General features: G+C 46.9%; 25 protein-coding genes. 10 read left to right on the forward strand and 15 right to left on the reverse strand.

The features are described 5' to 3' along the window. Positions 1 to 16 precede the first annotated feature (16 nt). The 6 genes from panB to VC182_RS08010 are packed head-to-tail and all read right to left on the reverse strand — an operon-like array spanning position 17 to position 5,285. Positions 17 to 835, reverse strand: a complete 819-nt coding sequence (gene panB / locus VC182_RS07985) for a 3-methyl-2-oxobutanoate hydroxymethyltransferase (RefSeq protein WP_072582819.1) — start codon at positions 833 to 835, stop codon at positions 17 to 19. A gap of 17 nt (positions 836 to 852) precedes the next feature. After that, positions 853 to 1,380 (reverse strand): 2-amino-4-hydroxy-6-hydroxymethyldihydropteridine diphosphokinase, encoded by a 528-nt coding sequence (gene folK / locus VC182_RS07990; protein ID WP_072582820.1) that lies wholly within the window; start codon positions 1,378 to 1,380, stop codon positions 853 to 855. A gap of 52 nt (positions 1,381 to 1,432) precedes the next feature. After that, positions 1,433 to 2,833, reverse strand: coding sequence for a polynucleotide adenylyltransferase PcnB (gene pcnB / locus VC182_RS07995; protein WP_323485005.1), 1,401 nt, complete (start codon positions 2,831 to 2,833; stop codon positions 1,433 to 1,435). Continuing rightward, positions 2,830 to 3,510, reverse strand: coding sequence for an HAD family hydrolase (locus VC182_RS08000; RefSeq protein WP_072582822.1), 681 nt, complete (start codon positions 3,508 to 3,510; stop codon positions 2,830 to 2,832). The genes pcnB and VC182_RS08000 overlap by 4 nt, the downstream gene beginning before the upstream one ends. Before the next feature lie 18 nt (positions 3,511 to 3,528). After that, positions 3,529 to 4,284 carry a DnaA regulatory inactivator Hda gene (gene hda, locus VC182_RS08005; RefSeq protein WP_323485006.1) on the reverse strand — a complete coding sequence of 252 codons (756 nt, stop codon included), beginning with the start codon at positions 4,282 to 4,284 and terminating at the stop codon, positions 3,529 to 3,531. A gap of 11 nt (positions 4,285 to 4,295) precedes the next feature. Beyond that, positions 4,296 to 5,285, reverse strand: coding sequence for an AI-2E family transporter (locus VC182_RS08010; RefSeq protein ID WP_323485007.1), 990 nt, complete (start codon positions 5,283 to 5,285; stop codon positions 4,296 to 4,298). 72 nt (positions 5,286 to 5,357) lie between these two features. Between VC182_RS08010 and purM the strand changes: the two genes are divergently transcribed. Then, positions 5,358 to 6,410, forward strand: a complete 1,053-nt coding sequence (gene purM, locus VC182_RS08015) for a phosphoribosylformylglycinamidine cyclo-ligase (RefSeq protein ID WP_072582825.1) — start codon at positions 5,358 to 5,360, stop codon at positions 6,408 to 6,410. An 11-nt stretch (positions 6,411 to 6,421) separates the two neighbouring features. Here the strand turns inward: purM and miaA are convergent, their stop codons facing one another. Further along, complete coding sequence (gene miaA / locus VC182_RS08020; RefSeq protein ID WP_323485008.1) at positions 6,422 to 7,429, reverse strand: tRNA (adenosine(37)-N6)-dimethylallyltransferase MiaA; 1,008 nt, start codon at positions 7,427 to 7,429, stop codon at positions 6,422 to 6,424. A gap of 58 nt (positions 7,430 to 7,487) precedes the next feature. Between miaA and VC182_RS08025 the strand changes: the two genes are divergently transcribed. Continuing rightward, entirely contained in the window at positions 7,488 to 8,132 is a 645-nt protein-coding gene (locus tag VC182_RS08025; protein ID WP_323485009.1) for a VTT domain-containing protein, read from the forward strand. A gap of 45 nt (positions 8,133 to 8,177) precedes the next feature. On the opposite strand, the gene VC182_RS08030 is transcribed toward VC182_RS08025, so the two are convergent. Beyond that, entirely contained in the window at positions 8,178 to 9,020 is an 843-nt protein-coding gene (locus VC182_RS08030; protein ID WP_072582828.1) for a SirB1 family protein, read from the reverse strand. A gap of 5 nt (positions 9,021 to 9,025) precedes the next feature. Continuing rightward, positions 9,026 to 10,579: a murein biosynthesis integral membrane protein MurJ gene (murJ, locus tag VC182_RS08035; RefSeq protein ID WP_072582829.1), complete on the reverse strand. Its 1,554-nt coding sequence runs from the start codon at positions 10,577 to 10,579 to the stop codon at positions 9,026 to 9,028. A 151-nt stretch (positions 10,580 to 10,730) separates the two neighbouring features. Between murJ and rpsT the strand changes: the two genes are divergently transcribed. Next, positions 10,731 to 10,997, forward strand: a complete 267-nt coding sequence (rpsT, locus tag VC182_RS08040) for a 30S ribosomal protein S20 (RefSeq protein ID WP_071466054.1) — start codon at positions 10,731 to 10,733, stop codon at positions 10,995 to 10,997. Positions 10,998 to 11,070: 73 nt separating this feature from the next. On the opposite strand, the gene VC182_RS08045 is transcribed toward rpsT, so the two are convergent. Continuing rightward, on the reverse strand, positions 11,071 to 11,385 hold the full coding sequence (locus tag VC182_RS08045) for a DUF3579 domain-containing protein (RefSeq protein ID WP_083564229.1): 315 nt from the start codon (positions 11,383 to 11,385) through the stop codon (positions 11,071 to 11,073). Between the two features lie 152 nt (positions 11,386 to 11,537). Between VC182_RS08045 and argF the strand changes: the two genes are divergently transcribed. The 3 genes from argF to VC182_RS08060 all read left to right on the forward strand — a co-directional run bounded on the left by argF (position 11,538) and on the right by VC182_RS08060 (position 14,156). Next, a complete protein-coding gene (gene argF / locus VC182_RS08050; protein ID WP_192846854.1) occupies positions 11,538 to 12,485 on the forward strand; it encodes an ornithine carbamoyltransferase in 948 nt (315 codons plus the stop codon). Between the two features lie 79 nt (positions 12,486 to 12,564). Then, positions 12,565 to 13,797 carry an argininosuccinate synthase gene (locus tag VC182_RS08055; RefSeq protein ID WP_072582832.1) on the forward strand — a complete coding sequence of 411 codons (1,233 nt, stop codon included), beginning with the start codon at positions 12,565 to 12,567 and terminating at the stop codon, positions 13,795 to 13,797. A gap of 53 nt (positions 13,798 to 13,850) precedes the next feature. After that, positions 13,851 to 14,156, forward strand: a complete 306-nt coding sequence (locus VC182_RS08060; RefSeq protein ID WP_072582833.1) for a pyrimidine/purine nucleoside phosphorylase — start codon at positions 13,851 to 13,853, stop codon at positions 14,154 to 14,156. Positions 14,157 to 14,239: 83 nt separating this feature from the next. On the opposite strand, the gene VC182_RS08065 is transcribed toward VC182_RS08060, so the two are convergent. Both VC182_RS08065 and VC182_RS08070 read right to left on the reverse strand, forming a co-directional pair. Further along, positions 14,240 to 14,704 carry a DUF192 domain-containing protein gene (locus VC182_RS08065; protein ID WP_323485010.1) on the reverse strand — a complete coding sequence of 155 codons (465 nt, stop codon included), beginning with the start codon at positions 14,702 to 14,704 and terminating at the stop codon, positions 14,240 to 14,242. An 84-nt stretch (positions 14,705 to 14,788) separates the two neighbouring features. Further along, positions 14,789 to 14,992 carry a cold-shock protein gene (locus tag VC182_RS08070; RefSeq protein WP_011903586.1) on the reverse strand — a complete coding sequence of 68 codons (204 nt, stop codon included), beginning with the start codon at positions 14,990 to 14,992 and terminating at the stop codon, positions 14,789 to 14,791. Between the two features lie 276 nt (positions 14,993 to 15,268). Between VC182_RS08070 and clpS the strand changes: the two genes are divergently transcribed. From clpS to VC182_RS08090, 4 genes are all read left to right on the forward strand, one after another. Continuing rightward, entirely contained in the window at positions 15,269 to 15,625 is a 357-nt protein-coding gene (clpS, locus tag VC182_RS08075) for an ATP-dependent Clp protease adapter ClpS (protein ID WP_072582834.1), read from the forward strand. Further along, positions 15,622 to 17,928: an ATP-dependent Clp protease ATP-binding subunit ClpA gene (clpA, locus tag VC182_RS08080; RefSeq protein ID WP_216120400.1), complete on the forward strand. Its 2,307-nt coding sequence runs from the start codon at positions 15,622 to 15,624 to the stop codon at positions 17,926 to 17,928. The genes clpS and clpA overlap by 4 nt, the downstream gene beginning before the upstream one ends. Positions 17,929 to 17,970: 42 nt before the next feature. Then, the gene (locus VC182_RS08085) at positions 17,971 to 18,204 is read left to right on the forward strand and encodes a hypothetical protein (RefSeq protein ID WP_072582836.1); all 234 of its coding nucleotides are present in this window, start codon (positions 17,971 to 17,973) and stop codon (positions 18,202 to 18,204) included. A gap of 136 nt (positions 18,205 to 18,340) precedes the next feature. Continuing rightward, positions 18,341 to 19,720: an APC family permease gene (locus tag VC182_RS08090; RefSeq protein WP_072582837.1), complete on the forward strand. Its 1,380-nt coding sequence runs from the start codon at positions 18,341 to 18,343 to the stop codon at positions 19,718 to 19,720. Between the two features lie 10 nt (positions 19,721 to 19,730). Here the strand turns inward: VC182_RS08090 and dut are convergent, their stop codons facing one another. From dut to lspA, 3 genes are read right to left on the reverse strand one after another with little or no spacing between them, the layout of a single operon-like run. Further along, complete coding sequence (gene dut, locus VC182_RS08095; protein WP_072582838.1) at positions 19,731 to 20,180, reverse strand: dUTP diphosphatase; 450 nt, start codon at positions 20,178 to 20,180, stop codon at positions 19,731 to 19,733. Between the two features lie 20 nt (positions 20,181 to 20,200). After that, positions 20,201 to 21,412 carry a bifunctional phosphopantothenoylcysteine decarboxylase/phosphopantothenate--cysteine ligase CoaBC gene (coaBC, locus tag VC182_RS08100; protein WP_323485011.1) on the reverse strand — a complete coding sequence of 404 codons (1,212 nt, stop codon included), beginning with the start codon at positions 21,410 to 21,412 and terminating at the stop codon, positions 20,201 to 20,203. A 9-nt stretch (positions 21,413 to 21,421) separates the two neighbouring features. After that, entirely contained in the window at positions 21,422 to 21,913 is a 492-nt protein-coding gene (gene lspA, locus VC182_RS08105; RefSeq protein ID WP_323485012.1) for a signal peptidase II, read from the reverse strand. Positions 21,914 to 21,922: the final 9 nt, after the last annotated feature.

The raw sequence follows: 21,922 nt of genomic DNA on the forward strand, positions 1-21,922 counted from the left end.
GCAGCCAAGCTGCCAATTAGCCAGCAAAGCCATGCTCGGGTCCGGGGAATTTCCCGGACTTCACTTCGCGCACATAAGTCTTGATGGCGGCTTCAACGGAGTGATGGCCATCCATAAAGTTTTTGACAAACTTCGGCGGCTTACCGGGGCTGATGCCCAACATATCCTGCAGAACCAATACTTGACCAGAGCAATCTGGACCAGCACCAATTCCGATAGTGGGAATATGAAGTTCGGCAGTAATCTTTTCGCCCAATGAAGAGGGAATTGCTTCCAACACTACCATTTGGGCTCCAACTTCTTGGCAGGCAAGTGCTTGCTCAAGCATGACGCTTGCAGCATCTTTAGATTTCCCCTGCACTTTGTAGCCGCCCAAGACATGAACTGATTGAGGTAGTAATCCTAAGTGAGCGCAAACAGGAACACTGCGCTCAACTAAATGACTAATGACATCAATCTGCCAGTCGCCACCGCCTTCAAGCTTAACCATATCTGCACCAGCACGCATTAATTGAGCAGAGGATTCGAGAGCCTGCACTGGATCTCCGTAGCTTGCAAATGGGAGGTCAGCGATAAGAAATGCATGGGTATTAGCACGGGCTACACATTCGGTGTGATACGCCATTTGTTCAATGGTCACTGGCGTAGTGCTGGAGTGTCCTTGAATCACATTCCCAAGAGAGTCGCCAATCAAGATCGTTTCAACAGCGCAGCGATTGAGAAGCGCTGACATAGTTGAGTCGTATGCCGTGAGCATGGCAATTTTTTCACCCTCAGCATGCATTGCGAGGAGCTTAGTAATTGTGATTGGCTTGTCGCCTTGTAAGTAACCCATGGCGAGAGTTTAATGAATTAATGCGCCGTTTGGCTATAAACGTCTTTTTCCCCGCAATTACAGTTCCTGCAGGGGAGTTTTTCAATTCTTTGGTGTGCCACGTTGGGTAGGTAGGCCTTGAGTTCGCCCCAGTTAGGCAAAAAGATATCGGGAGCGATTTCCAGCAGGGGTAGGAGCACAAATGAGCGCTCGATAATTCTAGGATGCGGCAACATCAATTCTGTTTCGCTTTGAGTAACCCCTTCAAACGAAAGGATGTCTAGGTCAAGAGTCCGGGGGGCATTTGCATATGGGCGCTCACGACCAAATTCTTGTTCAATGGTTTGGCAAACATGTAAAAGGCCGTAGGGGCTTAACTCGGTTTCGACTTCAATGACGGCATTAATGTAGTCGCCGCCTGTAGCTTCAACAGGCGCGCTTTGATAAAAACAGCTTTTTGCCAAGATTTGAAGTTCGGACCGCAATGCCAAGCAAACAATGGCATCAGTAATAAGCTGACGCGTGTCGCCGATGTTGCCGCCAAATCCGATATATGCCCGTGCCATAGGTTTCCAAACTAGAGATGAAACTACTTTACTGAAATTTCTCTAAGTCTGCTTAGCTTGCTGCACTCTCTGGGGGCACTGCCGCTTTTGGCTTTCTTCGACGCCGTCTTTTGGCAGGACTTGGACTGCTACCAGATTCATTTTTGACGCCAGCCATCAGCTTATCTTGCCCTGTGACGTCGGTTGCAATGAAGTCTGTCCACCACTGCCCGATTGCTGGGTTTAATTCCTCGGTGGCGCAGCGGAGCAACATAAAGTCATAACCCGCTCTAAAACGTGGGGATTCGATGAAGCGATAAGGGTATCGCCCCACGCGTCTCTCAAAGCGGGGTTGCATAGACCAAATTTCGCGCATATCGCTTTCGAAGCGTCGTTGAATCGTCATGCCGCTACTTTGAGTGGCAATCGTGTCGTCCATCGCATCATGCAAGGCAGGAATATTAGCCATTCCTTTAGCGGAGTTGGCCTTCCAATTCTTTAGTAGATCAGGCCAGAGTAGGGTGGCAAATAAAAATCCAGCAGAAACGCTTTTACCGGATTGAATGCGTTCGTCAGTATTGGCCAAAGCCAGCTTTACAAAATCATTGGCCCCCTTGGAGTCTGCGCCTGTATCCAGAATGTGGTCTAAGAGCGGGAGAAGACCATGATGCAATCCAGCATCTTTGAGCCCTTGGATTGCTGCCCAAGAGTAGCCGGACATCAAGAGCTTCAAAATTTCATCAAAGAGCCTCGCAGAGGGGACATCGTTTAATAGTTTGCCTAACTTTGCAATGGGCGCGCGCGTAGCACCATCTAATTCAAAGCCAGTCTTTGCTGCGAAGCGTACTGCCCTGAGCATGCGAACAGGATCTTCGCGATAGCGCTTTGCTGGATCGCCAATCATGCGCAAAGTTTTCTTTTGCATATCTGCCATGCCGCCGTGATAGTCCAAAACAGTTTCGGACGAAGGGTCGTAATACATTGCGTTGATTGTGAAATCGCGTCTTGCAGCATCCTCACCTTGCGAGCCCCAGACGTTATCGCGCAGGATCCGGCCGCTCTCAGCTACGTGATCTCCAGCGTTATCTAATAGGGCCCTGAAGGTGGATACCTCAATGATTTCAGGGTGGCCTTTGCCAAAAAAAGTCACGTGCACAATTTGAAAGCGGCGACCAATTAGGCGCGCTTTGCGAAAGAGTCTTTGCACTTGATCTGGTGTTGCATTGGTTGCCACGTCAAAATCTTTTGGACTGATACCTAGAGCAAGATCTCTAACAGCGCCACCGACAATAAATGCCTCAAATCCTGCTTGCTGCAATGCGTGCGTTACCTTGACTGCATTCTTAGAAAGCAAATGCGGATCAATTCGATGTGCTTTTTTAGGGATGCGCTTTGGGGCGCCAGTATTGTTGGCCTGCGTATGTTTGACCATCGGGTCACGCCGCAAAATACGTTTAATAAATTTAGTGATCATGCAAACAATTCAAGAATGGGCCAGTTGCGCTGCTTAGCTTCGTTGCGAAGACGATCATCTGGATTGGTGGCAACAGGATGACTTACTTTTTCGAGTAAAGGAAGATCGTTCATCGAGTCAGAATAAAAATAACTATAAGGTAAAGCATCTAGAGACAGTTTTTGCGATGCTAACCAGTCGTGTAGATTTTGAATCTTACCTTCGCGGAAATTGGGAATGCCTTTGACTTCCCCAGTGTAGTTACCTAATGGATGGTTGTCTGCGGTGGCTGGCTCTGTGGCAATCAGGTGCTCAATGCCAAAGCTTTCAACAATAGGGCGTGTCACAAAGCTGTTGGTGGCAGTAATCACGCAGCAAAGATCACCAGCATCTTGGTGACGTTTTACTAGATCGATTGCTTGTTGTCGGAGTTGGCCATTAATAACTTCTTTCATAAACGCGTCGTGCCACTCTTTGAGTTGCGCGCGTGAATGTTCTGAGAGTGGCTTAAGAGCAAAACGCAGAAACTCATGAATATCCAGATTGCCTTCTTTATAGTCTTGATAAAAGCGCTCGTTTTGTCGTGCATAGTATTCGCTGTCTACAACACCAATGCGAGCCAAAAATTGGCCCCATTCGTAATCGCTATCGCAAGGCAAAAGGGTGTGGTCTAAATCGAAAAGGGCTAGCTGAGTCACGAATTGATATTTAATAAATTATTTGGGCTGCAAGAGCTCGCGAACAAGGGGTAAGGTTACAGCACGTTTTGTTTCAAGGGAGTAAGCATCTAAAGCATCCATCAATGCCATCAAGCTGGGCATATCGCGATAAAAGCGACTTAACAGCCAGGGCAACACATCGGGGGATAAAACAAGCCCTCGCTCTTTGGCCGCTTCCTCTAGTGCTTGTATTTTCTCATCATCATCCAAAAGCTGCGTTTGAAAGATTAAGCCCCAGCCCAGACGGGTTCGCAGGTCTTCTCGAAGCTTGAGATTGGCTGGAGCAGCGTTTCCGGCCATAAAAATATGAATCGCTTTGCTTCCTTGAACGCCATTCAGGATCCGAAATAAGGAGCCAACAAGACGATCATCTAGCTGGTCAACATCATCAACGGTGATGACTGAAGGGGTATCACTTTCAGTCATTGCATTCATCTTTTCTTCTAAGCGAACCCAAGCAGTAGGTTCGAGTGGAGAGAGGGCAATGTGTAACAGGCCAGCATGCTTCGCCGCATTTTCAATGGCATTTAGTAGATGAGTACGACCTGAACCCTCTGGCCCCCACCAATAAATCCAGCGCTGATTGAGCGGGTTATCAGTGCTCTGAGGGCTGACCTTGCCCCAAGATTTTTCAATATTTTGCAGAGCAGAAATTAAGGCAAGATCTTTCCCGGGAAGATAGTTTTCTAAACTAGCTATGGGTGAGTGACTAATGTCTAGCGCAAATTGTTTTGGAAGCGAGGGTGTATTCATTGCTACCAAACTTATTTTTGATACCAAGAGCTTTGCGTATAAATAGACCATAAGTACTGGACTAAGACTAAGCTGACCGCACTAATTGGTAGGGCGAGTAATACACCAAAGAAGCCAAATAGCTTGCCAAAGAAAAGCAACGCAAACAAGACGGCAACGGGATGCAGGCCAATGCGCTCGCCCACTAGGCGTGGCGTCAAGAAGAAGCCTTCAAAGAATTGCCCAATTCCATAGATGACTAGTACACCGATGATTTCTGAGCCCGGACCAAATTGAAGAAGGGCCGAAACTATAGCAAGCGTGAATCCTAGTGCAATGCCGATATAAGGAATCACAATCATTAAGGCGGTAAAAATACCCAAAGCAACCGCACCTTTGATGCCAATCAAAGTCAAGCTAATGCTATATAAAGCGGACATGATGGAGACAACGATTACCATGCCATTGAGATACTGAGAGAGCAGTCCATCGGTATGCATTGCAAGATGATGTACGGTTTCTTGGGCGCGCTTAGGTACTAAATTTTTGACGTACTGAAAAAATTGATTCCAATCAATCAATAAATAAAACATCACAAATAGAATTAATACGGAATTTACAAAGCCAGTGATAACCGAGCTGCCCGACATCAGTACGGTGTCTATCGTGGTACTCATTAGTGAGTCGGCATTGTCGCTAATATGCTCTGAAATTTTTTGCGATGCTGTGTTTTTTAAAGTACCCCAATCAACATCAATATGAAATTCAGCTAATTTAGGACCCAGCCATGCCTGTGTATTTGAGATCCATCCTGGGAGCTGGGCTTTGATTAGGGGAATTTCTGTTTTGAGGAGGCCTATAAAGAGGCTCAATATCGCCGTTACTGCAGCCAACCCTAAGATGACAGTGAGTCCTGCAGCCAGGGATGAGGGAATGCGTCTTCTTTCCAGCCATAGAAAAGCAGGCCTCAGGATGTAGGCAAGGATGAATGCAGCCAGAAAAGGGGTAAAAATTTCAGCCATGACGAGTAATCCTCTAGAATTCAATGATTCTACTGACCTAGTAGCATTTTTTACTAATATTCCAGCGCTGACATGACCTCATCTACTAATTCTTCTTCAAAAGGCCTTTCCTACCGTGACGCTGGTGTCGATATTGATGCTGGAGATGCCCTGGTTGACCGCATTAAGCCGCTTGCCAAGAAAACCATGCGCGAGGGTGTTTTGGCCGGAATTGGCGGCTTTGGGGCCCTTTTTGAGGTACCTAAGCGCTATAAGGAGCCAGTATTAGTATCCGGTACGGATGGTGTTGGTACTAAGCTAAGGCTGGCTTTTGAGTGGAATCGTCATGAAACCATTGGTCAAGACTTGGTAGCCATGAGTGTGAATGACATCCTGGTTCAGGGTGCTGAGCCCCTTTTCTTCTTGGACTACTTTGCATGCGGCAAGTTGACTGTGGATACCGCAGCAACGGTTGTTGGTGGCATTGCCAAGGGTTGTGAATTATCTGGTTGCGCATTAATCGGTGGTGAGACCGCAGAAATGCCGGGCATGTACCCACCAGGCGAATATGACTTAGCCGGATTTGCCGTGGGCGCAGTTGAAAAATCCAAAATCATTACTGGCGCAACGATTGTTCCGGGTGATGCGGTATTAGCAGTTGGCTCTAGTGGCGCACATTCAAATGGCTACTCATTGGTCCGTAAGATTATTGAGCGTGCTGGTGCAAAGCCTACTGATGATTTGGGCGGTCGTCCATTGGGTGATGTGGTGATGGCGCCAACAGAAATTTACGTAAAGCCACTGCTCAAATTGATTTCTGAAATCAATGTAAAAGGAATGGCGCATATCACGGGTGGTGGTTTGGTTGATAACGTACCCCGCGTGCTCCCAGAAAACACTCAAGCAGTTTTGCATCGCGATAGCTGGCAAATGCCAGACCTCTTCCGTTGGTTGCAAATGAAGGGTGGCGTTGCTGATGCAGAAATGGTGCGCGTATTTAACTGCGGCATCGGTATGGTTGTGATTGTTGCGCCTGATCAAGTGGATACAGCAATCAAATCATTAACTGCGCAAGGTCTCAAGGCTTGGACAGTTGGTGAAGTGGTTGAGCGTCCAAAAGATGCGCCACAAACCATCGTTATCTAAACGATCTACCTTTATTTTTGGATGAGATTGCTTTTGCAATAATCTAGCGCCGCCTTCAACTCTTCGGGGTTGAAGGGGTCAAATGTGCCTCTTCCATCTATTGCACGCAGCCATGTAAGTTGACGCTTACCAAGTTGGCGCGTCGCTGCCAATGCTTTGTAACGCATTTCCTCAGCATCAATTTCACCATTGAGAAACTCCCAAGCTTGGCGATAACCAACCGAACGTATCGCTGGAAGATCTGCATGCAATCCAGTATTGGTACGTAGCGCTTTGACTTCATCCATAAATCCAGCGGCAAGCATTTCATCAAAACGCTTTTCTAAGTTCAGATGCAAACGCTTACGATCACTTGGTTCAAGCGAAACTAACTTAATCCATGATGGAATCGCTGAACCTTCTCTGCCATCTTCACTGGGTGAGTCGGCCAGTAATATAGACATCGGTTTGCCAGTAATTTCATAAACCTCTAGAGCACGTTGCACTCGTTGGGAATCGTTTGGCTTTAAGCGCGTAGCAGTTTTGGGATCAACCTTGGCAAGCTTGTCGTGCATTGCTGGCCAGCCAATGGCTTTACCCTCTTCATCCAAACGAGCACGAATTTCTGGATTTGCTGGAGGGAGCGAGGAGAGGCCATGCGCCCATGCCCGCCAATACAACATCGTTCCGCCAACCACCACTGGAATATTGCCTCGCGCACGAATCTCGGTGCAAAGTCGTTTTGCATCATTAGCAAAACGTGCCGCTGAATACACTTCAGTCGGATCAATGATGTCAATCAGATGATGAATAACCGCAGCTTGCTCTGACTTAGTTGGTTTGGCGCTGCCAATATCTAAACCCCGATAGACTAAAGCGGAATCCATGCTGATAAGTTCAATCGTTAAGCCAATGGATTTCGCATGCTCAGCCAAAGACATGGCGAGATGGGTTTTGCCTGCGCCAGTAGGCCCAACAATACAAAGCGTTGAGACTTCATTTGGAGCATGCATAGGCTGAATGTAGGGTTCAGTTTGCATACCTGATTATAAGAGCCTGTTAATATCCGCAACAACCCATAAGTTAAAGAGCGAGTTGATGGATACCCTTTTGCAAATCAGTGATTTATTGCTGCATATTGATAAACATTTAGATGTGGTGATTCAGCAATACGGTCCTTGGGCCTATGGCCTCCTTTTTGCTATTGTTTTTGCAGAAACAGGCCTAGTGGTCGCACCTTTCTTACCAGGTGATTCGCTTCTGTTCATTGCAGGCGCCTATTGCGCTACTGAGCATTTCAATATCTGGACCTTGTGTATTGGTTTATTGATTGCTGCGGTCGCAGGCAATACCGTGAACTACTTCATTGGCTGCTGGATTGGTAAGCGAGTATTCAGCAGTCAATCGCGCTGGATTGATCAAGGCGCTTTATTAAAAACCCACGCTTTTTATGAAAAGCATGGTGGCAAAACAATCATCCTTGCCCGCTTCTTGCCAATTATTCGTACCTTTGCACCCTTTATTGCGGGTGTATCCGAGATGAACTTCTCACGCTTTCAGTTATTTAATATCGCTGGTGCGGCGTTGTGGGTCTTTGGTTTGGTCATAGCAGGATATTTCTTTGGCAATATCCCTGTCATTCGCCAGAATCTCAATGTGATCGTCCTGGTAGGCGTGGGTGCAGCTGCTGTGCCGGTTTTATTTGCAGCAGCCTACAAAATTTTTCAGCGTAAGAAAAGCTAACAGAAGTTTAAAAACCAAAGTACTAACACTAATGCCCACTCGGCCTTAGTGCAGCTTGGTTTGACTTTCAAGTGTGGCAATGTGCTCGCGGATGTCGCCAGCATCCTCAGCTTCTGGAACTTCGCTGAGATAGCGATGCATATCCGCCAATGCGGGACGTAAGTACTCAAGTTGCGCAAAAATCAAACCCCGGTCCCGAATCTCTTCAATAGAGTCTGGTAACAGGATCACCAAACGCTCTTGAATGCCTAGTAAACGCTCCCAGCGCTCATGTTCTGAGTAAATCATTTTGAGGTTTCTCAGAAAGCGCGACAGAATCTCTCTCGAGCTAGAAGCACGTAGGAAGATATTGAGCGGCAGACTCAACTCACCCCGATAGCCTTTGGCGTCCAGGTAGGGATCAAGCATTTCTTGTAACTGAGTCTTTGATAACGATTCACCGGTCAAGGGATCCATGATGACTTCACCCTGTTGCAAAGAGATGCGCATCATGAAGTGATTCGGAAATGAAACACCCCGAATTTTCAAGCCAATTTGATTGCCTAATTCCATCATCAAAATAGCTAATGAGATGGGGATCCCTCTGCGATTTTCAAGGATGTAATGCAAGTACGAATTTTCTGGAGCATAGAAATCATTTGGGTTCGGACCAAAACCCAGCTCGGTATAAAAGAAATGCTTCAAAATTTGTAAGCGCTGAACGGGTGAGGTATCAGGCGTGATGCGAGTTTTGAGTTTGTTACCCATCTCATCAATTTGATCGAGAGCCCCTTGAACATCTAAATCAGGATAAGCGTGCTGTGCGACAGCGATTGCTGCCTCCGTTAAAGGAAGATGTTCGTCTTCAGCAACTAGGGAGGTGAAATAGTCGAGTTGTTGTGTTGGCATACTGGCTATTTTGCATGACGCAAGAATTTTTGCCAGCGAATTCCAACTAAACCTAGTGATGCGAAGTAAACAATGGCCGCAAGACCTAGCCATGCCCCCACCAAGCCAATACGTAGCCATGGCTCAGCTTGGAGGGCAATCCAATTGTGTGTGCCAGCAGCATAAAAAAGCACTGCTGCGAAGGGGATGAGAGCTAACAATAGCTGACCGAGGTACTTGAGCCAGCCTGAATTAGGTAGAGCTCCGCGTCGATGCAGGCCAACCCATAGCAGGGCGGCGTTTAGACAGGCGCCAGTACCAACTGAAAGGGCAAGGCCAGCATGCCCAAGCCAGGGAACAAATACTAGGTTGGCTAACTGGGTGGCTACTAAAACGAGTAATCCAATCTTGACGGGGGTGCGGATGTCTTGACGTGAATAAAATCCGGGTGCCAAAATTTTTACCAGAATTAAACCAATGAGGCCAACACCATAAGCCGCTAATGCACGTTGCGTCATCACGACATCAAGCGCACTGAATTTACCGTAGTGATACAAGACTGCCGCCAAAGGCTCACCAAAAATAAAGAGTGCAATTGCGCAAGGCGCGGCCAGTAAGAATGTGAGTTGCAATCCCCAGATGAGTAATTCACCGGCATGTACTAAATCGTTTTTGGCATTGGCCTTGCTGAGGCTTGGCAAAAGAACGGTTCCTAGGGCAACACCCAGTAGTGCAGTTGGAAATTCCATTAAGCGATCTGCGTAGGATAGCCACGACACACTTCCCGCCTGCAGACGTGAAGCAATGTTGGTATTAATGATGAGGGAGATTTGTGCGACAGAAACAGCAAATACTGCCGGCCCCATTAATTTCATGACGCGCCGAGCTTCCGGATTGGTGACGGCTGATTTGATGGCGCCAGGCAATAAACCAATGCGAGGCAATAGGCCGAGGCGAGCAAGCGTTGGAACTTGAAGGGCAAGTTGCAGTATTCCACCAAGTAAAACACCAATACTTAAGGCATAAATTGGTTGCTCTAAGTGGGGCGCCAAAAAGATGGCGCTACCAATTAAGGCAAGATTGAGCAAGACAGGCGTAAATGCCGGGATTGCAAAGCGGTGATAGGTGTTCAAGATCCCCGCTGAGAGGGAGACCATAGAAATTAGCCCGATATAGGGGAACATGATTCGGGTCATAACGACGCTGGCGTCATAGGCTGGACCACCTTTAAACCCTGTGGCAATGACCAGAATGAGCACTGGGGCGCCAATGACTCCCAGTAGTACCGTAAGCAGCAAAGCCCAAAATAAGAGCGTGGCGACTGCATTTATGAGGATTTTGGCCTTGGTTTGGTCTTCGTTTGTGGCAATTTCGCCCAAAATCGGCACAAAAGCTTGAGAAAAGGCCCCTTCGGCAAATAGCCGACGTAGCAAATTGGGTAGTCTAAAAGCCACATTAAAGGCATCTGTCCACTCGGAAGCCCCGAAACTACGGGCAATGAGGGTCTCCCGGAGCAGGCCCGTAATACGGGACAGCATAGTTAGGGAGCTGACCTTGGCAGCGGCAGAAAGCAGATTCATGAGGCGATTTTCACCTATTTATCGGTCGGCTGGGCTTTTTTGCCCCTTTAAGGTAAAATCTTGGGTTTTGGCGAGCTTGCTTATGATTCTGGCAAGTCCGCAAGATTTTTAACTAATCGCATTTTGCAATTTATAGAGGCAAGGTTTAAAGATGGCCAATACAGCACAAGCGCGCAAGCGTGCACGCCAAGCAGTAAAACAAAACGAACATAACTCCAGTTTGCGTTCAAAGCTCCGCACTTCCATTAAGGCAGTTCGTAAAGCGATTGAAACTGGTGACAAAGCTTCTGCAGCGAAAGTTTTCGCGGCAACTCAAGCAACAATCGACAAGATTGCTGACAAAAAGATTGCTCACAAAAACACTGCAGCTCGTCAGAAGTCACGTTTGTCTGCAGCTATCAAAGCGATGGCAGCGTAATACAGTTTTAGTTTTAGGCTGGTCGAAGTAGTTTCGACCTAAGCCCGCTCCTCATCAGAGCGGGTTTTTGTTTTTAAGGCTGGGCTGGGGTTGTTGGGTTGAACTCACACGCCTCTTCGATTGGTAGGCTATTGTCTTTGGCAAAGTTCATGACAAAGTCTAGCGCTCGGGGATCTAGATCCCTCAGTCGAGTATCAATAACAACGCATTTCACTTTTGCAATAAGCACTGGTCTGACATAGGGCGAATAAGTGAAGCGAGGGTCCCCGGAATCACCGGGAGGGCGAAAAGTAGCCATCACCCCGCACAGACGCTCCGCCCAATCGCTGGGTCGAAATGGTTTGCCAGAAGTGGTAATGCCTTGAATGAAAAGCTTTTTGTGGTTCAAGTTCGCGTAATGATGGTTGTAAGAAATAGTATTACTAAGTCCTCTAGCTTAACAGCCCAAGTTGGCCGTAAGATGGCTTTAGGGTCTATTTTCGTGCAGCCGAATGTTTGAAGAAAAAAATGCAAGCCAAAACTTTAGTAGAAAGCTCAACTATGACATCGCTGGCAAAGCCTCAAGTGCCCGGTAAGGTAAAGCACTACCTGCAGTTTTCCGACCTGACTCGTCAAGAGTACGACTATTTACTCAAGCGTTCGGCGTGGCTTAAGGCCAAATTCAAGAGCTATGAAACTTGGCATCCACTGCATGACCGCACTTTGGCCATGATTTTTGAGAAGCACTCCACCCGTACTCGTCTGTCCTTCGAGGCGGGCATCCATCAGCTTGGTGGTCATGCGGTATACCTGAACACCAGAGATACCCAATTGGGGCGTGGCGAGCCTGTAGAGGATGCTGCTCAGGTGATTTCAAGGATGACTGACATCATCATGATTCGCACCTTTGGCCAAGACATTATTGAGCGTTTTGCATCGAATTCACGGGTGCCGGTAATCAATGGCCTAACAAACGAATTTCACCCTTGCCAAGTATTGGCCGATATCTTCACGTTTGTAGAGGCCCGTGGCCCGATTCAAGGAAAGACGGTAGCTTGGGTAGGTGATGCCAATAATATGGCCTATACCTGGATACAAGCGGCTGAATGTTTAGATTTTCAGTTGCGCTTCTCTGCGCCAGAGGGCTATCAGTTGGATGCAACACGTTTGTCGCCGAAATCCGCCAAGCATTTAACCATTTGCGCCGATCCTAAAGAAGCCTGCAACGGGGCTGACCTAGTGAGCACCGACGTCTGGACCAGCATGGGTTATGAAGACGAAAATACTTTACGCATGAATGCTTTCCAGGATTGGATGGTGGATGAAGAGTTGATGGCATTAGCTAAGCCTAATGCGCTGTTTATGCACTGCTTGCCAGCGCACCGTGGTGAAGAGGTTTCAGCAGAAGTGATTGACGGACCACAAAGTATTGTTTGGGAAGAGGCGGAAAATCGTTTGCATGTCCAAAAGGCCCTAATGGAATATTTACTCTGTGGTCGTTTGGATTAAGTAATAAAACTTCAGCAATAAAATAATTAACAAATAACAAGCAATTCGTTTTCATTAATTTTGATTGAATAAGAAAAACATGTCCGATATTAAAAAAGCAGTCTTAGCGTATTCTGGCGGTCTAGATACTAGCGTGATCTTGAAGTGGCTTCAAGATACTTATGGCTGCGAGATCGTGACCTTTACCGCTGACTTAGGTCAGGGCGAAGAGCTGGAGCCAGCACGCGCTAAGGCTTTGCAATTTGGCATCAAGCCTGAAAACATTTTTATTGATGACTTGCGCGAAGAGTTTGTTCGTGACTTTGTGTTCCCAATGTTCCGTGCGAATACGATTTACGAGGGTGAATATTTGTTGGGCACCTCTATTGCGCGCCCATTAATCGCTAAGCGCCAAATTGAAATTGCTCGCTTGACTGGCGCTGACTCTGTATCGCACGGCGCGACCGGCAAGGGAAATGACCAGGTTCGCTTTGAATTAGGTTACTACGCCCTTGAACCAGGAATCAAGGTAATCGCTCCTTGGCGTGAATGGGATCTTCTCTCACGTGAGAAGTTGATGGCTTACGCAGAAAAGCATGGCATTCCGGTTGAGATGAAGCATAAGCAAGGCGGTTCACCGTACTCAATGGATGCGAACCTCTTGCACATTAGCTATGAAGGCCGTCACCTCGAGAATCCAAACGCAGAGGCAGAAGAGTCTATGTGGCGTTGGACCGTTTCTCCTGAAAAGGCTCCAGATGCCCCAGAAATTATCGAGCTCGAATTTAAGGCTGGCGACCCGGTAGCAATTGATGGAAAAGCCTATAAGCCACATGAGTTGTTGGCTGAATTAAATCGTCTTGGTGGTAAACATGGCATTGGTCGTCTCGACCTAGTAGAAAACCGCTTTGTTGGCATGAAGAGCCGTGGCTGTTACGAAACGCCTGGCGGCACCATTCTTCTAAAGGCTCATCGTGGTATCGAAAGCATCACCTTGGACCGTGAAGTAGCCCACTTAAAGGATGATTTGATGCCTCGCTATGCCAGTTTGATCTACAACGGTTTGTGGTGGGCGCCAGAGCGTCTCGCACTCCAAACCTTGATTGACCATACACAACTGGCTGTGAATGGCGTTGTGCGCCTCAAGCTCTACAAAGGTTCCGTCTCCGTGATTTCACGTGATTCAGCAAATACTTTGTTTGATCAAAATATTGCAACCTTTGATGATGACGGTGGCGCATATAACCAAGCAGATGCTGGCGGCTTTATTAAGCTCAATGCATTACGTATGCGTATTGCTGAAACAGCTAGACGTAAGCGCGCCAAGAAATAAAAAACAATAAAACAAGCAAACTATTAGAACCTAACAGAATAGAAAGAACCAAGATGCAATTTGACCAAGTTTCCGTAGGCAAGAAGGCCAATGTATTTTTTGATGGCAAGTGTGTTTCTCATACTGTGACATTGCCTAATGGCGTTCGTAAGTCAGTTGGTGTGGTATTGCCAAGCACCTTGCGTTTTGACTTAAGCACTAGGGAGATTATGGAAGTAGTTGATGGCAATGCTTTTGTCAGCATCAATGGGGCCCCTGAGCAAGAGTTCAAGGCTGGTCAAAGCTGGGAAGTGGAAAAGGGCGGTTACTTCATTATTCGTGCTGAGCAACCAGTGCACTACGTTTGCCATTTTGAATAAATCAAAGGTGCCCACAAACAAAACGCAGACCTCGGTCTGCGTTTTTTATTGGCCTAACATCAATGGATTTGAGTGATGTTGAATTAATTTCTCGGCAAACCCGTAACAACCGTCCCTGGGACGATCACACGCTCAGAGAACCACTGCTTGTTCATTTCCAGTGCATAGCGCACAGCTGCTTTAGGGCAGTGATTGTTGGTAGTTTCAGCCTGCATCTCTTCAATGTTCACAATCTTGCCATCATCTGCAATGAACGCAATCGAGAGCGGGATCTTGGTGTTGTTCATCCAGAAGCAGTGACCAGCTTTTTGTTCGAATATAAATAACATTCCAGAATTGGTTGGCATGCTGGCTCGGTTCATGAGACCAACTTCTCTAGCCTTCGGTGTATCGGCAAGCTCAGCCTGAATACGGTAGATGCCCGTCTTTAATTCAATGTTGGGTAGACCGACGTTAACCTGGGCGAGCGTTAGGGTGGAGTAAAGAAAGAGCGCAGTAGAAAATACTTGGCGCAATAATTGTGAAGTGCCGGAGATTGATATAGACATGCTGTGTATTTTAAGTCATACAAATTGCAGGCGAAAAAAAACCCAGGAACGAATCCTGGGTTTTTAATAATGATCTAAGGACTATTAAGCCGCTTGGATATTGGTAGCTTGCTTGCCTTTAGGACCTTGGGTAATGTCAAACGTTACCTTTTGGTTTTCCTTGAGGGTTTTGAACCCAGGCATAGTAATTGCGCTGAAATGCGCGAACAACTCTTCTTCACCATCATCAGGTTTGATAAAGCCAAAACCTTTTGCATCATTGAACCACTTAACAATTCCGGTCGCCATGCGAACTCCATTACATAAACTTAAAACAACCGTGATGAGGGTAAATACTTTTTAATCAGTCTCAATCCACAACACGCCTAAATAGAACCTCTCTTGAAGCCTACCCCCCGATTGTTTGCCCTTTTTCGAGGGGTGTCAAGGAGTTATATGTCCCTACCCCCTAGTAATTACCCCTTTTTTTATCGAAAAATGCCCCAATATGGGTTTAAGAGGGGTTTTTGCGTGTTTTTCGCAACATGGCCCCTGTAAATTAAAGTTTGGATATCTGTGTTTAGAATGTTTCTCATGAGTCGCGCTCCCAAAAATCCCACCACTGGCAACCCCAGCAATCCGTACGTTGAAGATACCCTTCTGCTCGAAAAGCAAATCGAGCAAGTTAAGGCGCCTTCGATGTATAAAGTTTTATTAATGAATGACGATTACACGCCAATGGAATTTGTGGTGATGGTGATTCAGGAGTATTTTAATAAGGATCATGAAACAGCTACACGCATCATGTTGCAAGTACATTTAGTTGGCAAGGGCGTTTGCGGAGTATTTACCCGCGATGTTGCCGCTACGAAAGTGCATCAAGTTATCGAACTCTCCCGTGAAGCGGGTCACCCACTACAGTGCACTATGGAGGAAGCATGATTGCCCAAGAATTAGAAGCGAGTTTGCACATGGCGTTTGTTGACGCAAGGGCATCGCGACATGAGTTCATCACAGTCGAGCATTTGCTCGCGGCTTTGCTGGATAACGCTACTGCGGTCGAAGTCTTAAAGGCTTGCGCAGTCAATATCGCAGAGCTGCGCGCTCAACTCAAAAACTTTATTAACGACAACACGCCTGTGGTGCCGGGGAATGATGAAGTAGATACGCAACCCACGCTGGGATTTCAGCGTGTGATTCAGCGCGCCATCATGCACGTGCAGTCAACATCAAACGGCAAGAAAGAAGTGACCGGCGCAAATGTGCTGGTCGCCATCTTCGGTGAAAAAGATTCGCATGCGGTTTATTTCTTGCAACAGCAGGGCGTTACCCGTTTAGATGTCGTGAACTTCATCAGTCATGGTGTGCGTAAAGATCAATCAGAGCATGTCAAGTCCGTTGAGCCTTCGCAGGAGGCTGAGGAATCTGCATCTTCTGGTAAAGAAAGCCCTCTTGAGCAATATACCCAGAACCTCAATGTAATGGCCCGTCAAGGCAAGATTGACCCATTAATTGGGCGCGAGAGCGAGGTAGAGCGCGTGATTCAAGTGCTCTGCCGTCGTCGCAAAAATAATCCGTTATTGGTGGGCGAGGCTGGCGTAGGTAAGACAGCAATTGCTGAGGGCTTGGCCTGGAGAATTGTGAAGGGCGACGTGCCGGATATTTTGGCTAACGCGACTGTTTACTCTTTAGACATGGGTGCTCTTTTAGCGGGCACTAAATACCGTGGTGATTTTGAGCAACGCTTGAAGAGTGTTCTCAAGTCACTCAAAGATCACACTCATGGTGTTTTATTTATTGATGAGATTCATACGCTGATTGGAGCGGGTGCGGCTTCTGGCGGCACATTGGATGCGAGCAATTTATTGAAGCCTGCTTTGTCTAATGGCCAGTTGAAATGTATTGGCGCAACCACCTTTACGGAATACCGTGGCATCTTTGAAAAGGATGCGGCTTTATCACGTCGTTTCCAGAAGGTGGATGTTGTAGAGCCAACCGTAGATCAAACAGTGCAAATCTTACGCGGCTTAAAGTCGCGCTTTGAGGAGCATCACAGCGTGAAGTATGCGGCTGGTGCATTAGTTGCTGCCGCAGAACTTTCTGCTCGCTATATCAATGATCGTCATTTGCCAGATAAGGCGATTGACGTCATCGATGAAGCCGGTGCCGCTCAACGTATTTTGCCGAAGTCTAAGCAGAAGAAAACTATTGGTCGCCCAGAGATTGAAGAAATTGTGGCAAAGATTGCCCGCATACCGCCACAATCAGTCACAGTCGATGACCGTAGTAAGTTGCAAACTCTGGATCGTGACATTAAGAGTGTGGTCTTCGGTCAAGATCCTGCGATCGAGGCCTTGGCTAGTGCTATCAAAATGACTCGTGCTGGTCTAGGCAAGATCGATCGTCCAATTGGTTCATTCTTGTTCTCCGGACCAACTGGTGTTGGTAAGACTGAAGTTGCTAAACAGCTTGCCTACATTCTAGGTATTGAGTTGCTCCGTTTTGATATGTCCGAGTACATGGAGCGTCATGCAGTGAGTCGCTTGATTGGTGCGCCTCCAGGTTATGTAGGATTTGATCAAGGCGGCTTACTCACTGAAGCTGTTAATAAGAAGCCACATTGCGTGCTTTTGCTTGATGAAATTGAAAAAGCTCACCCAGATATTTTCAATATTCTCTTGCAGGTGATGGATCATGGCACTTTGACGGATAACAATGGTCGCAAGACCGATTTCCGTAACGTGATCATCATCATGACCACCAATGCCGGCGCTGAGGCAATGCAGAAATCAACCATTGGCTTTACCAATGCGCGTGAGTCTGGTGATGAGATGGCTGATATCAAGAAGTTCTTTACGCCAGAGTTCCGCAATCGCTTGGATGCCATTGTTTCCTTTAAAGCTCTTGATGAGTCGATCATCATGCGCGTGGTTGATAAGTTCTTGATGCAGTTAGAGGAGCAACTCCATGAGAAGAAAGTGGATGCAACATTTAGCCCTGCCTTGCGAGCCCATTTGGCCAAGCATGGCTTCGATCCTTTAATGGGCGCTCGTCCGATGCAACGCATTATTCAAGACACTGTGCGTAAAGCACTTGCTGATGAGCTGCTGTTTGGTAAGTTAGCTCAAGGCGGTCATGTGGATGTTGATATTGATGCTGATGGCAAAGTCCTATTGAACTTTGATGCTCCAGTATTGCCAGGAAAACGTTCTAAAGCTGATGTAGCACCTGCTGAAGAAATTTAATTCGCTAATTTTTTAAATAAAAACAACCCAAAAAAGGAAGATATGTCTCATCACGATAAATTACTAGAAGCTTTTGAAAACTACAAAGCTGAGAATGAAAAGTTTCAAGGCAAAGGTATTAAAGCTTCTGCAGCACGCGCTCGTAAGGCTTTGCAGGAGATTGCTGGTTCTTGCAAAGAGCGCCGTAAAGAAATTACTGCTGAAAAAGAATCTCGTGAAGGCGCTGGTGCAGGCATGTCACAAGATGCGGCACGTAAGGCCCATATTCGTAAGTAAGCAATTTGTAATCTAAGGAGAGCCACCTTCGGGTGGTTTTTTATTACTCGTTTGCAAACAATTTGCTGAAGTTCGTCGCCTAGGTTATTTAATAATAGAATCTCTTCTTTAGGCAATTTAAGCAATATTTCTATATATGAGCTCATCCGATGGTTTGGCAGAAAATTCACTAGGCGTATTTGAGTCAATCATTATGGGTATTGCGGGGACCGCGCCCGCCTTTAGTGTTGCCGTAACTAGCGCGGCTATTGTTGCCTCGGTCGGTGTTTTATCTGTAGGAAGCATTTTGTATTGCGGCCTCATTATGTTTGGGATCACCTTAGCTTTCATTCATTTGAGCAAGATTCAGCCTAACGCTGGTGCCGCCTATGCTTGGGTGGGTCATGTTTTTGGACCTGCTTGGGGATTCTTTGCTGGCTGGGGTTTATTGATTGCCTCTATTTTTTTCATGGTTTCGGCAACCATTCCTGCGGCTAGTTCTACCTTGCTGCTCATCGCTCCTGATCAAGCTGAAAACACCCAACTCATTTCAGCAATAGCTGCCGTCTGGTTAACGGTGGTTTCATTAATTGTTGGGCGGGGCATAAAGCATTCCAGTTTTATGCAAATCGCGCTCACTCTTTTTGAGTCTGTCATTTTATTCGTGCTGATTGCTGGTGGACTGATGAGTTACTGGTCAAAGCCGGCACACCCACCTTCCTTTGTATGGATTTCTCCGCTCTCTTTTTCTCCGCAACTATTCGCTACGGGTGCGCTTACGGCCATCTTTTTCTTCTGGGGCTGGGATGTCACCATGAACTTAAGTGAGGAGAGTAAGGGTGGGCAAAAAAACGCAGGTGGGGCTGCAGGTAAGGGGGCATTTTGGTCGGTACTGAATATGATGCTTTTCTTTGTGCTGATGATGGTTGTGGTTTTAATGGTCTTAACTGATCGTGAAATTGCCGACTCTGGTACCAATGTCCTTTTTGCAATTGCCAATAAATTATTCCCGGCACCCTGGAGTTATCTTGCAGTCTTTTGCACCATATTTAGTACGGTCGGAACGATAGAGACTCAAATTTTGCAATTCAGTCGCAGCATGTTTGCAATGGCGCGAGATGGTATGTTGCATCCGGTCTACGCAAAAGTGCATGACCAATATAAGACGCCTTGGGTAGCTACTTTTGTTATTTGGTTTTTAGGGGTGATATTACTTTTTTCCTCATCCTTTATGCCTTCAGTGAAAGCAATCTTGACCAGCTCCATTTTGGCAATTGGATTTCAGATTTGTTTTTATATGAGTTTGACTGGCTTTGCTTGTGCATGGCATTACAGGAAAAAACTCAATGCCGGCTTCGGGTCAGCGATGGCATATGTTATATGGCCTGGGTTCTCAGGCGCATTCATGGTATTCGTTGCTATTTACAGCATCCCGACTTTTGATGCATTTACCATCATGATGGGAGTTGGAGGTTTGCTTTTAGGTTTTCTGCCCCTAGCATTTAGTCGCAAAAGAGCACTCGCTACCACTCGTTAGAGTGTTTTAATTAGGCACGTCCTGTGCTGCCAAAGCCACCGGCGCCACGACTACTCTCGGTGAACTCGTCAACTACCTTGAGCTCTACTTGTTGTACCGGCATGACAACCAATTGAGCTAAACGCTCCATCGGCTCGAGCTTAAATGAAGTGGAGCCGCGATTCCAAGTGCTCACCATGAGCTGGCCTTGATAGTCTGAGTCAATTAAGCCAACTAAGTTACCAAGAACGATGCCATGCTTATGGCCTAAGCCAGAGCGCGGCAGAATAAAGGCCGCATAGCGTGGATCTTCAACATAGATTGCTAATCCGGTAGGCACGAGCACCGTTTGACCAGGGGCAATCTCGATTGCTTCATCAATACAGGCGCGCAGATCTAATCCAGCGCTGCCAGGGGTGCCATAGCTTGGCAACTGATCGCGCATACGTTCGTCGAGAATTTTGACTTGGAGAGATTGCATGATGTTCCTAAAACGGGGATTTAAATTTTCTTAGCAACTAGCGCAATGAGTTGACGTGCAAGCTGAAGCTTTTCTGCTTTAGCAATTTTTTTGCTGCCGCTGGTGTCAATCACGAGCAATTGATTGAGGTCGCTGCCGAATGTATCGGGACCAATGTTGCCAACAATCATTGGGATACCTTTGCGCTGGCGCTTCTCATCGGCATGCTTTTCTAGATCTGTTGACTCTGCTGCAAAGCCTACGCAATAGGGGTGCGGCTTACCACCTTTAGTTTTCACTGTCTTAGCAACATCAAGCAGAATGTCTGGGTTAGCTGAAAACTCTAGATGAGGCGCTTGATTACCTTGGCGCTTCATTTTTTCTTTGGCGGGCTTAGCAATGCCCCAGTCAGCGACGGCGGCGACTGCAAAGAAAACATCGCAGTCAGTTGCACTCAGAGTAGCCGCATGCATTTCTTTGGCGCTAACGACATTGGTACGGGTGATTTGTCCGGTAGCTTCAAGTGGGGTACTGAGATTACATGGCCCAGCAATTAAATGGACTTGAGCGCCAGCCTCAACAGCAGCTCTTGCAATAGCAAAACCCATCTTGCCCGAGCTGTGATTGGTGATGCCACGCACTGGATCAATCGCTTCAAATGTGGGGCCTGCAGTAATTAATACTTTTTTGCCGGCCAATACTTTTTTCTGAAAGAAGGCAATGACTTGCTCAGTGATTTCTGTAGGCTCAAGCATTCTGCCCATACCCACTTCGCCACAAGCTTGGAAGCCGCTGGCAGGCCCAAGAAGGATAACGCCATCGTCCGCAAGCCGTTTGATGCTTCTTTGGGTAGCTGCATGCTCCCACATCTGCTTGTTCATCGCCGGAGTCAGCAAGAGAGGGCAATCTCTTGCAAGGCATAAGGTAGTCAATAAGTCATCAGCTAAGCCCAGAGAAAGCTTGGCCATGAGATCAGCGCTTGCAGGGGCAATCAGAATGGCATCTGCAGAACGAGATAACTCAATGTGCGCCATATTGTTTGGAATGGTGCTATCCCATTGACTCAGGTAAACCGGATTACCTGTGAGGGCTTGCATGGTTACAGGGGTCACAAATTGCTGTGCAGCCTCGGTCATCACTACTTGTACGGATGCGCCTTCTTGCATGAGTTGACGTGCAAGCTCAGGGGCTTTATATGCCGCTATCCCACCAGAGATTCCGAGAACGATCTTCTTATTAATAAGTGATTGCATGGCGCCAGCTTAATGGGATTGGGCGGATTTGCCAAATGACTTGCGTAATTCACCCCAAATAATGAGGGCAGCACCGATGCAGATGGCGCTATCGGCCACATTAAATGCGGGCCAATGCCAATTGCCGTAATGTAAGTCAATAAAGTCGACTACAGCACCATACATTACGCGATCTAAGACATTACCAAGTGCGCCACCCAGAATGAAGCTCAAGGCTATGCAGAGTAGCTTATCGCTTTGGTTTTTATATAGCATCCAAATAATGTAAACAGAGGCTACTAGCCCAAGAATGGTGAAGAACCAGCGCTGCCAACCAGAGCCTTGCGCCAGAAATGAAAACGCGGCACCTGGATTAAAGAGGAGTAGCCAGTTCATAAAAGGCAGAACAGGTTCAGGTACACCCATTTGCAAATTACTGAGTGCTGACCACTTGCTAAGTTGATCTAGCAATAACACGATGACAGCAATTGCTAGATAACGAGGTAGAGCAAGACTTTTCATATGGCTGCT

The sequence above is a fragment of the Polynucleobacter sp. AP-Nickl1-40-C4 genome (assembly GCF_035012665.1).
Classification (GTDB): Bacteria; Pseudomonadota; Gammaproteobacteria; order Burkholderiales; family Burkholderiaceae; genus Polynucleobacter.

Bases quoted from the DNA above. Each gene is read 5' to 3' on its own strand.
- panB (WP_072582819.1), bottom strand. From the start codon at position 835: ATGGGTTACTTACAAGGCGACAAGCCAATCACAATTACTAAGCTCCTC.
- folK (WP_072582820.1), bottom strand. From the start codon at position 1,380: ATGGCACGGGCATATATCGGATTTGGCGGCAACATCGGCGACACGCGT.
- pcnB (WP_323485005.1), bottom strand. From the start codon at position 2,833: ATGATCACTAAATTTATTAAACGTATTTTGCGGCGTGACCCGATGGTC.
- hda (WP_323485006.1), bottom strand. From the start codon at position 4,284: ATGAATACACCCTCGCTTCCAAAACAATTTGCGCTAGACATTAGTCAC.
- VC182_RS08010 (WP_323485007.1), bottom strand. From the start codon at position 5,285: ATGGCTGAAATTTTTACCCCTTTTCTGGCTGCATTCATCCTTGCCTAC.
- purM (WP_072582825.1), top strand. From the start codon at position 5,358: ATGACCTCATCTACTAATTCTTCTTCAAAAGGCCTTTCCTACCGTGAC.
- miaA (WP_323485008.1), bottom strand. From the start codon at position 7,429: ATGCAAACTGAACCCTACATTCAGCCTATGCATGCTCCAAATGAAGTC.
- VC182_RS08025 (WP_323485009.1), top strand. From the start codon at position 7,488: ATGGATACCCTTTTGCAAATCAGTGATTTATTGCTGCATATTGATAAA.
- VC182_RS08030 (WP_072582828.1), bottom strand. From the start codon at position 9,020: ATGCCAACACAACAACTCGACTATTTCACCTCCCTAGTTGCTGAAGAC.
- murJ (WP_072582829.1), bottom strand. From the start codon at position 10,579: ATGAATCTGCTTTCTGCCGCTGCCAAGGTCAGCTCCCTAACTATGCTG.
- rpsT (WP_071466054.1), top strand. From the start codon at position 10,731: ATGGCCAATACAGCACAAGCGCGCAAGCGTGCACGCCAAGCAGTAAAA.
- argF (WP_192846854.1), top strand. From the start codon at position 11,538: ATGACATCGCTGGCAAAGCCTCAAGTGCCCGGTAAGGTAAAGCACTAC.
- VC182_RS08055 (WP_072582832.1), top strand. From the start codon at position 12,565: ATGTCCGATATTAAAAAAGCAGTCTTAGCGTATTCTGGCGGTCTAGAT.
- VC182_RS08060 (WP_072582833.1), top strand. From the start codon at position 13,851: ATGCAATTTGACCAAGTTTCCGTAGGCAAGAAGGCCAATGTATTTTTT.
- VC182_RS08065 (WP_323485010.1), bottom strand. From the start codon at position 14,704: ATGTCTATATCAATCTCCGGCACTTCACAATTATTGCGCCAAGTATTT.
- VC182_RS08070 (WP_011903586.1), bottom strand. From the start codon at position 14,992: ATGGCGACCGGAATTGTTAAGTGGTTCAATGATGCAAAAGGTTTTGGC.
- clpS (WP_072582834.1), top strand. From the start codon at position 15,269: ATGTTTCTCATGAGTCGCGCTCCCAAAAATCCCACCACTGGCAACCCC.
- clpA (WP_216120400.1), top strand. From the start codon at position 15,622: ATGATTGCCCAAGAATTAGAAGCGAGTTTGCACATGGCGTTTGTTGAC.
- VC182_RS08085 (WP_072582836.1), top strand. From the start codon at position 17,971: ATGTCTCATCACGATAAATTACTAGAAGCTTTTGAAAACTACAAAGCT.
- VC182_RS08090 (WP_072582837.1), top strand. From the start codon at position 18,341: ATGAGCTCATCCGATGGTTTGGCAGAAAATTCACTAGGCGTATTTGAG.
- dut (WP_072582838.1), bottom strand. From the start codon at position 20,180: ATGCAATCTCTCCAAGTCAAAATTCTCGACGAACGTATGCGCGATCAG.
- coaBC (WP_323485011.1), bottom strand. From the start codon at position 21,412: ATGCAATCACTTATTAATAAGAAGATCGTTCTCGGAATCTCTGGTGGG.
- lspA (WP_323485012.1), bottom strand. From the start codon at position 21,913: ATGAAAAGTCTTGCTCTACCTCGTTATCTAGCAATTGCTGTCATCGTG.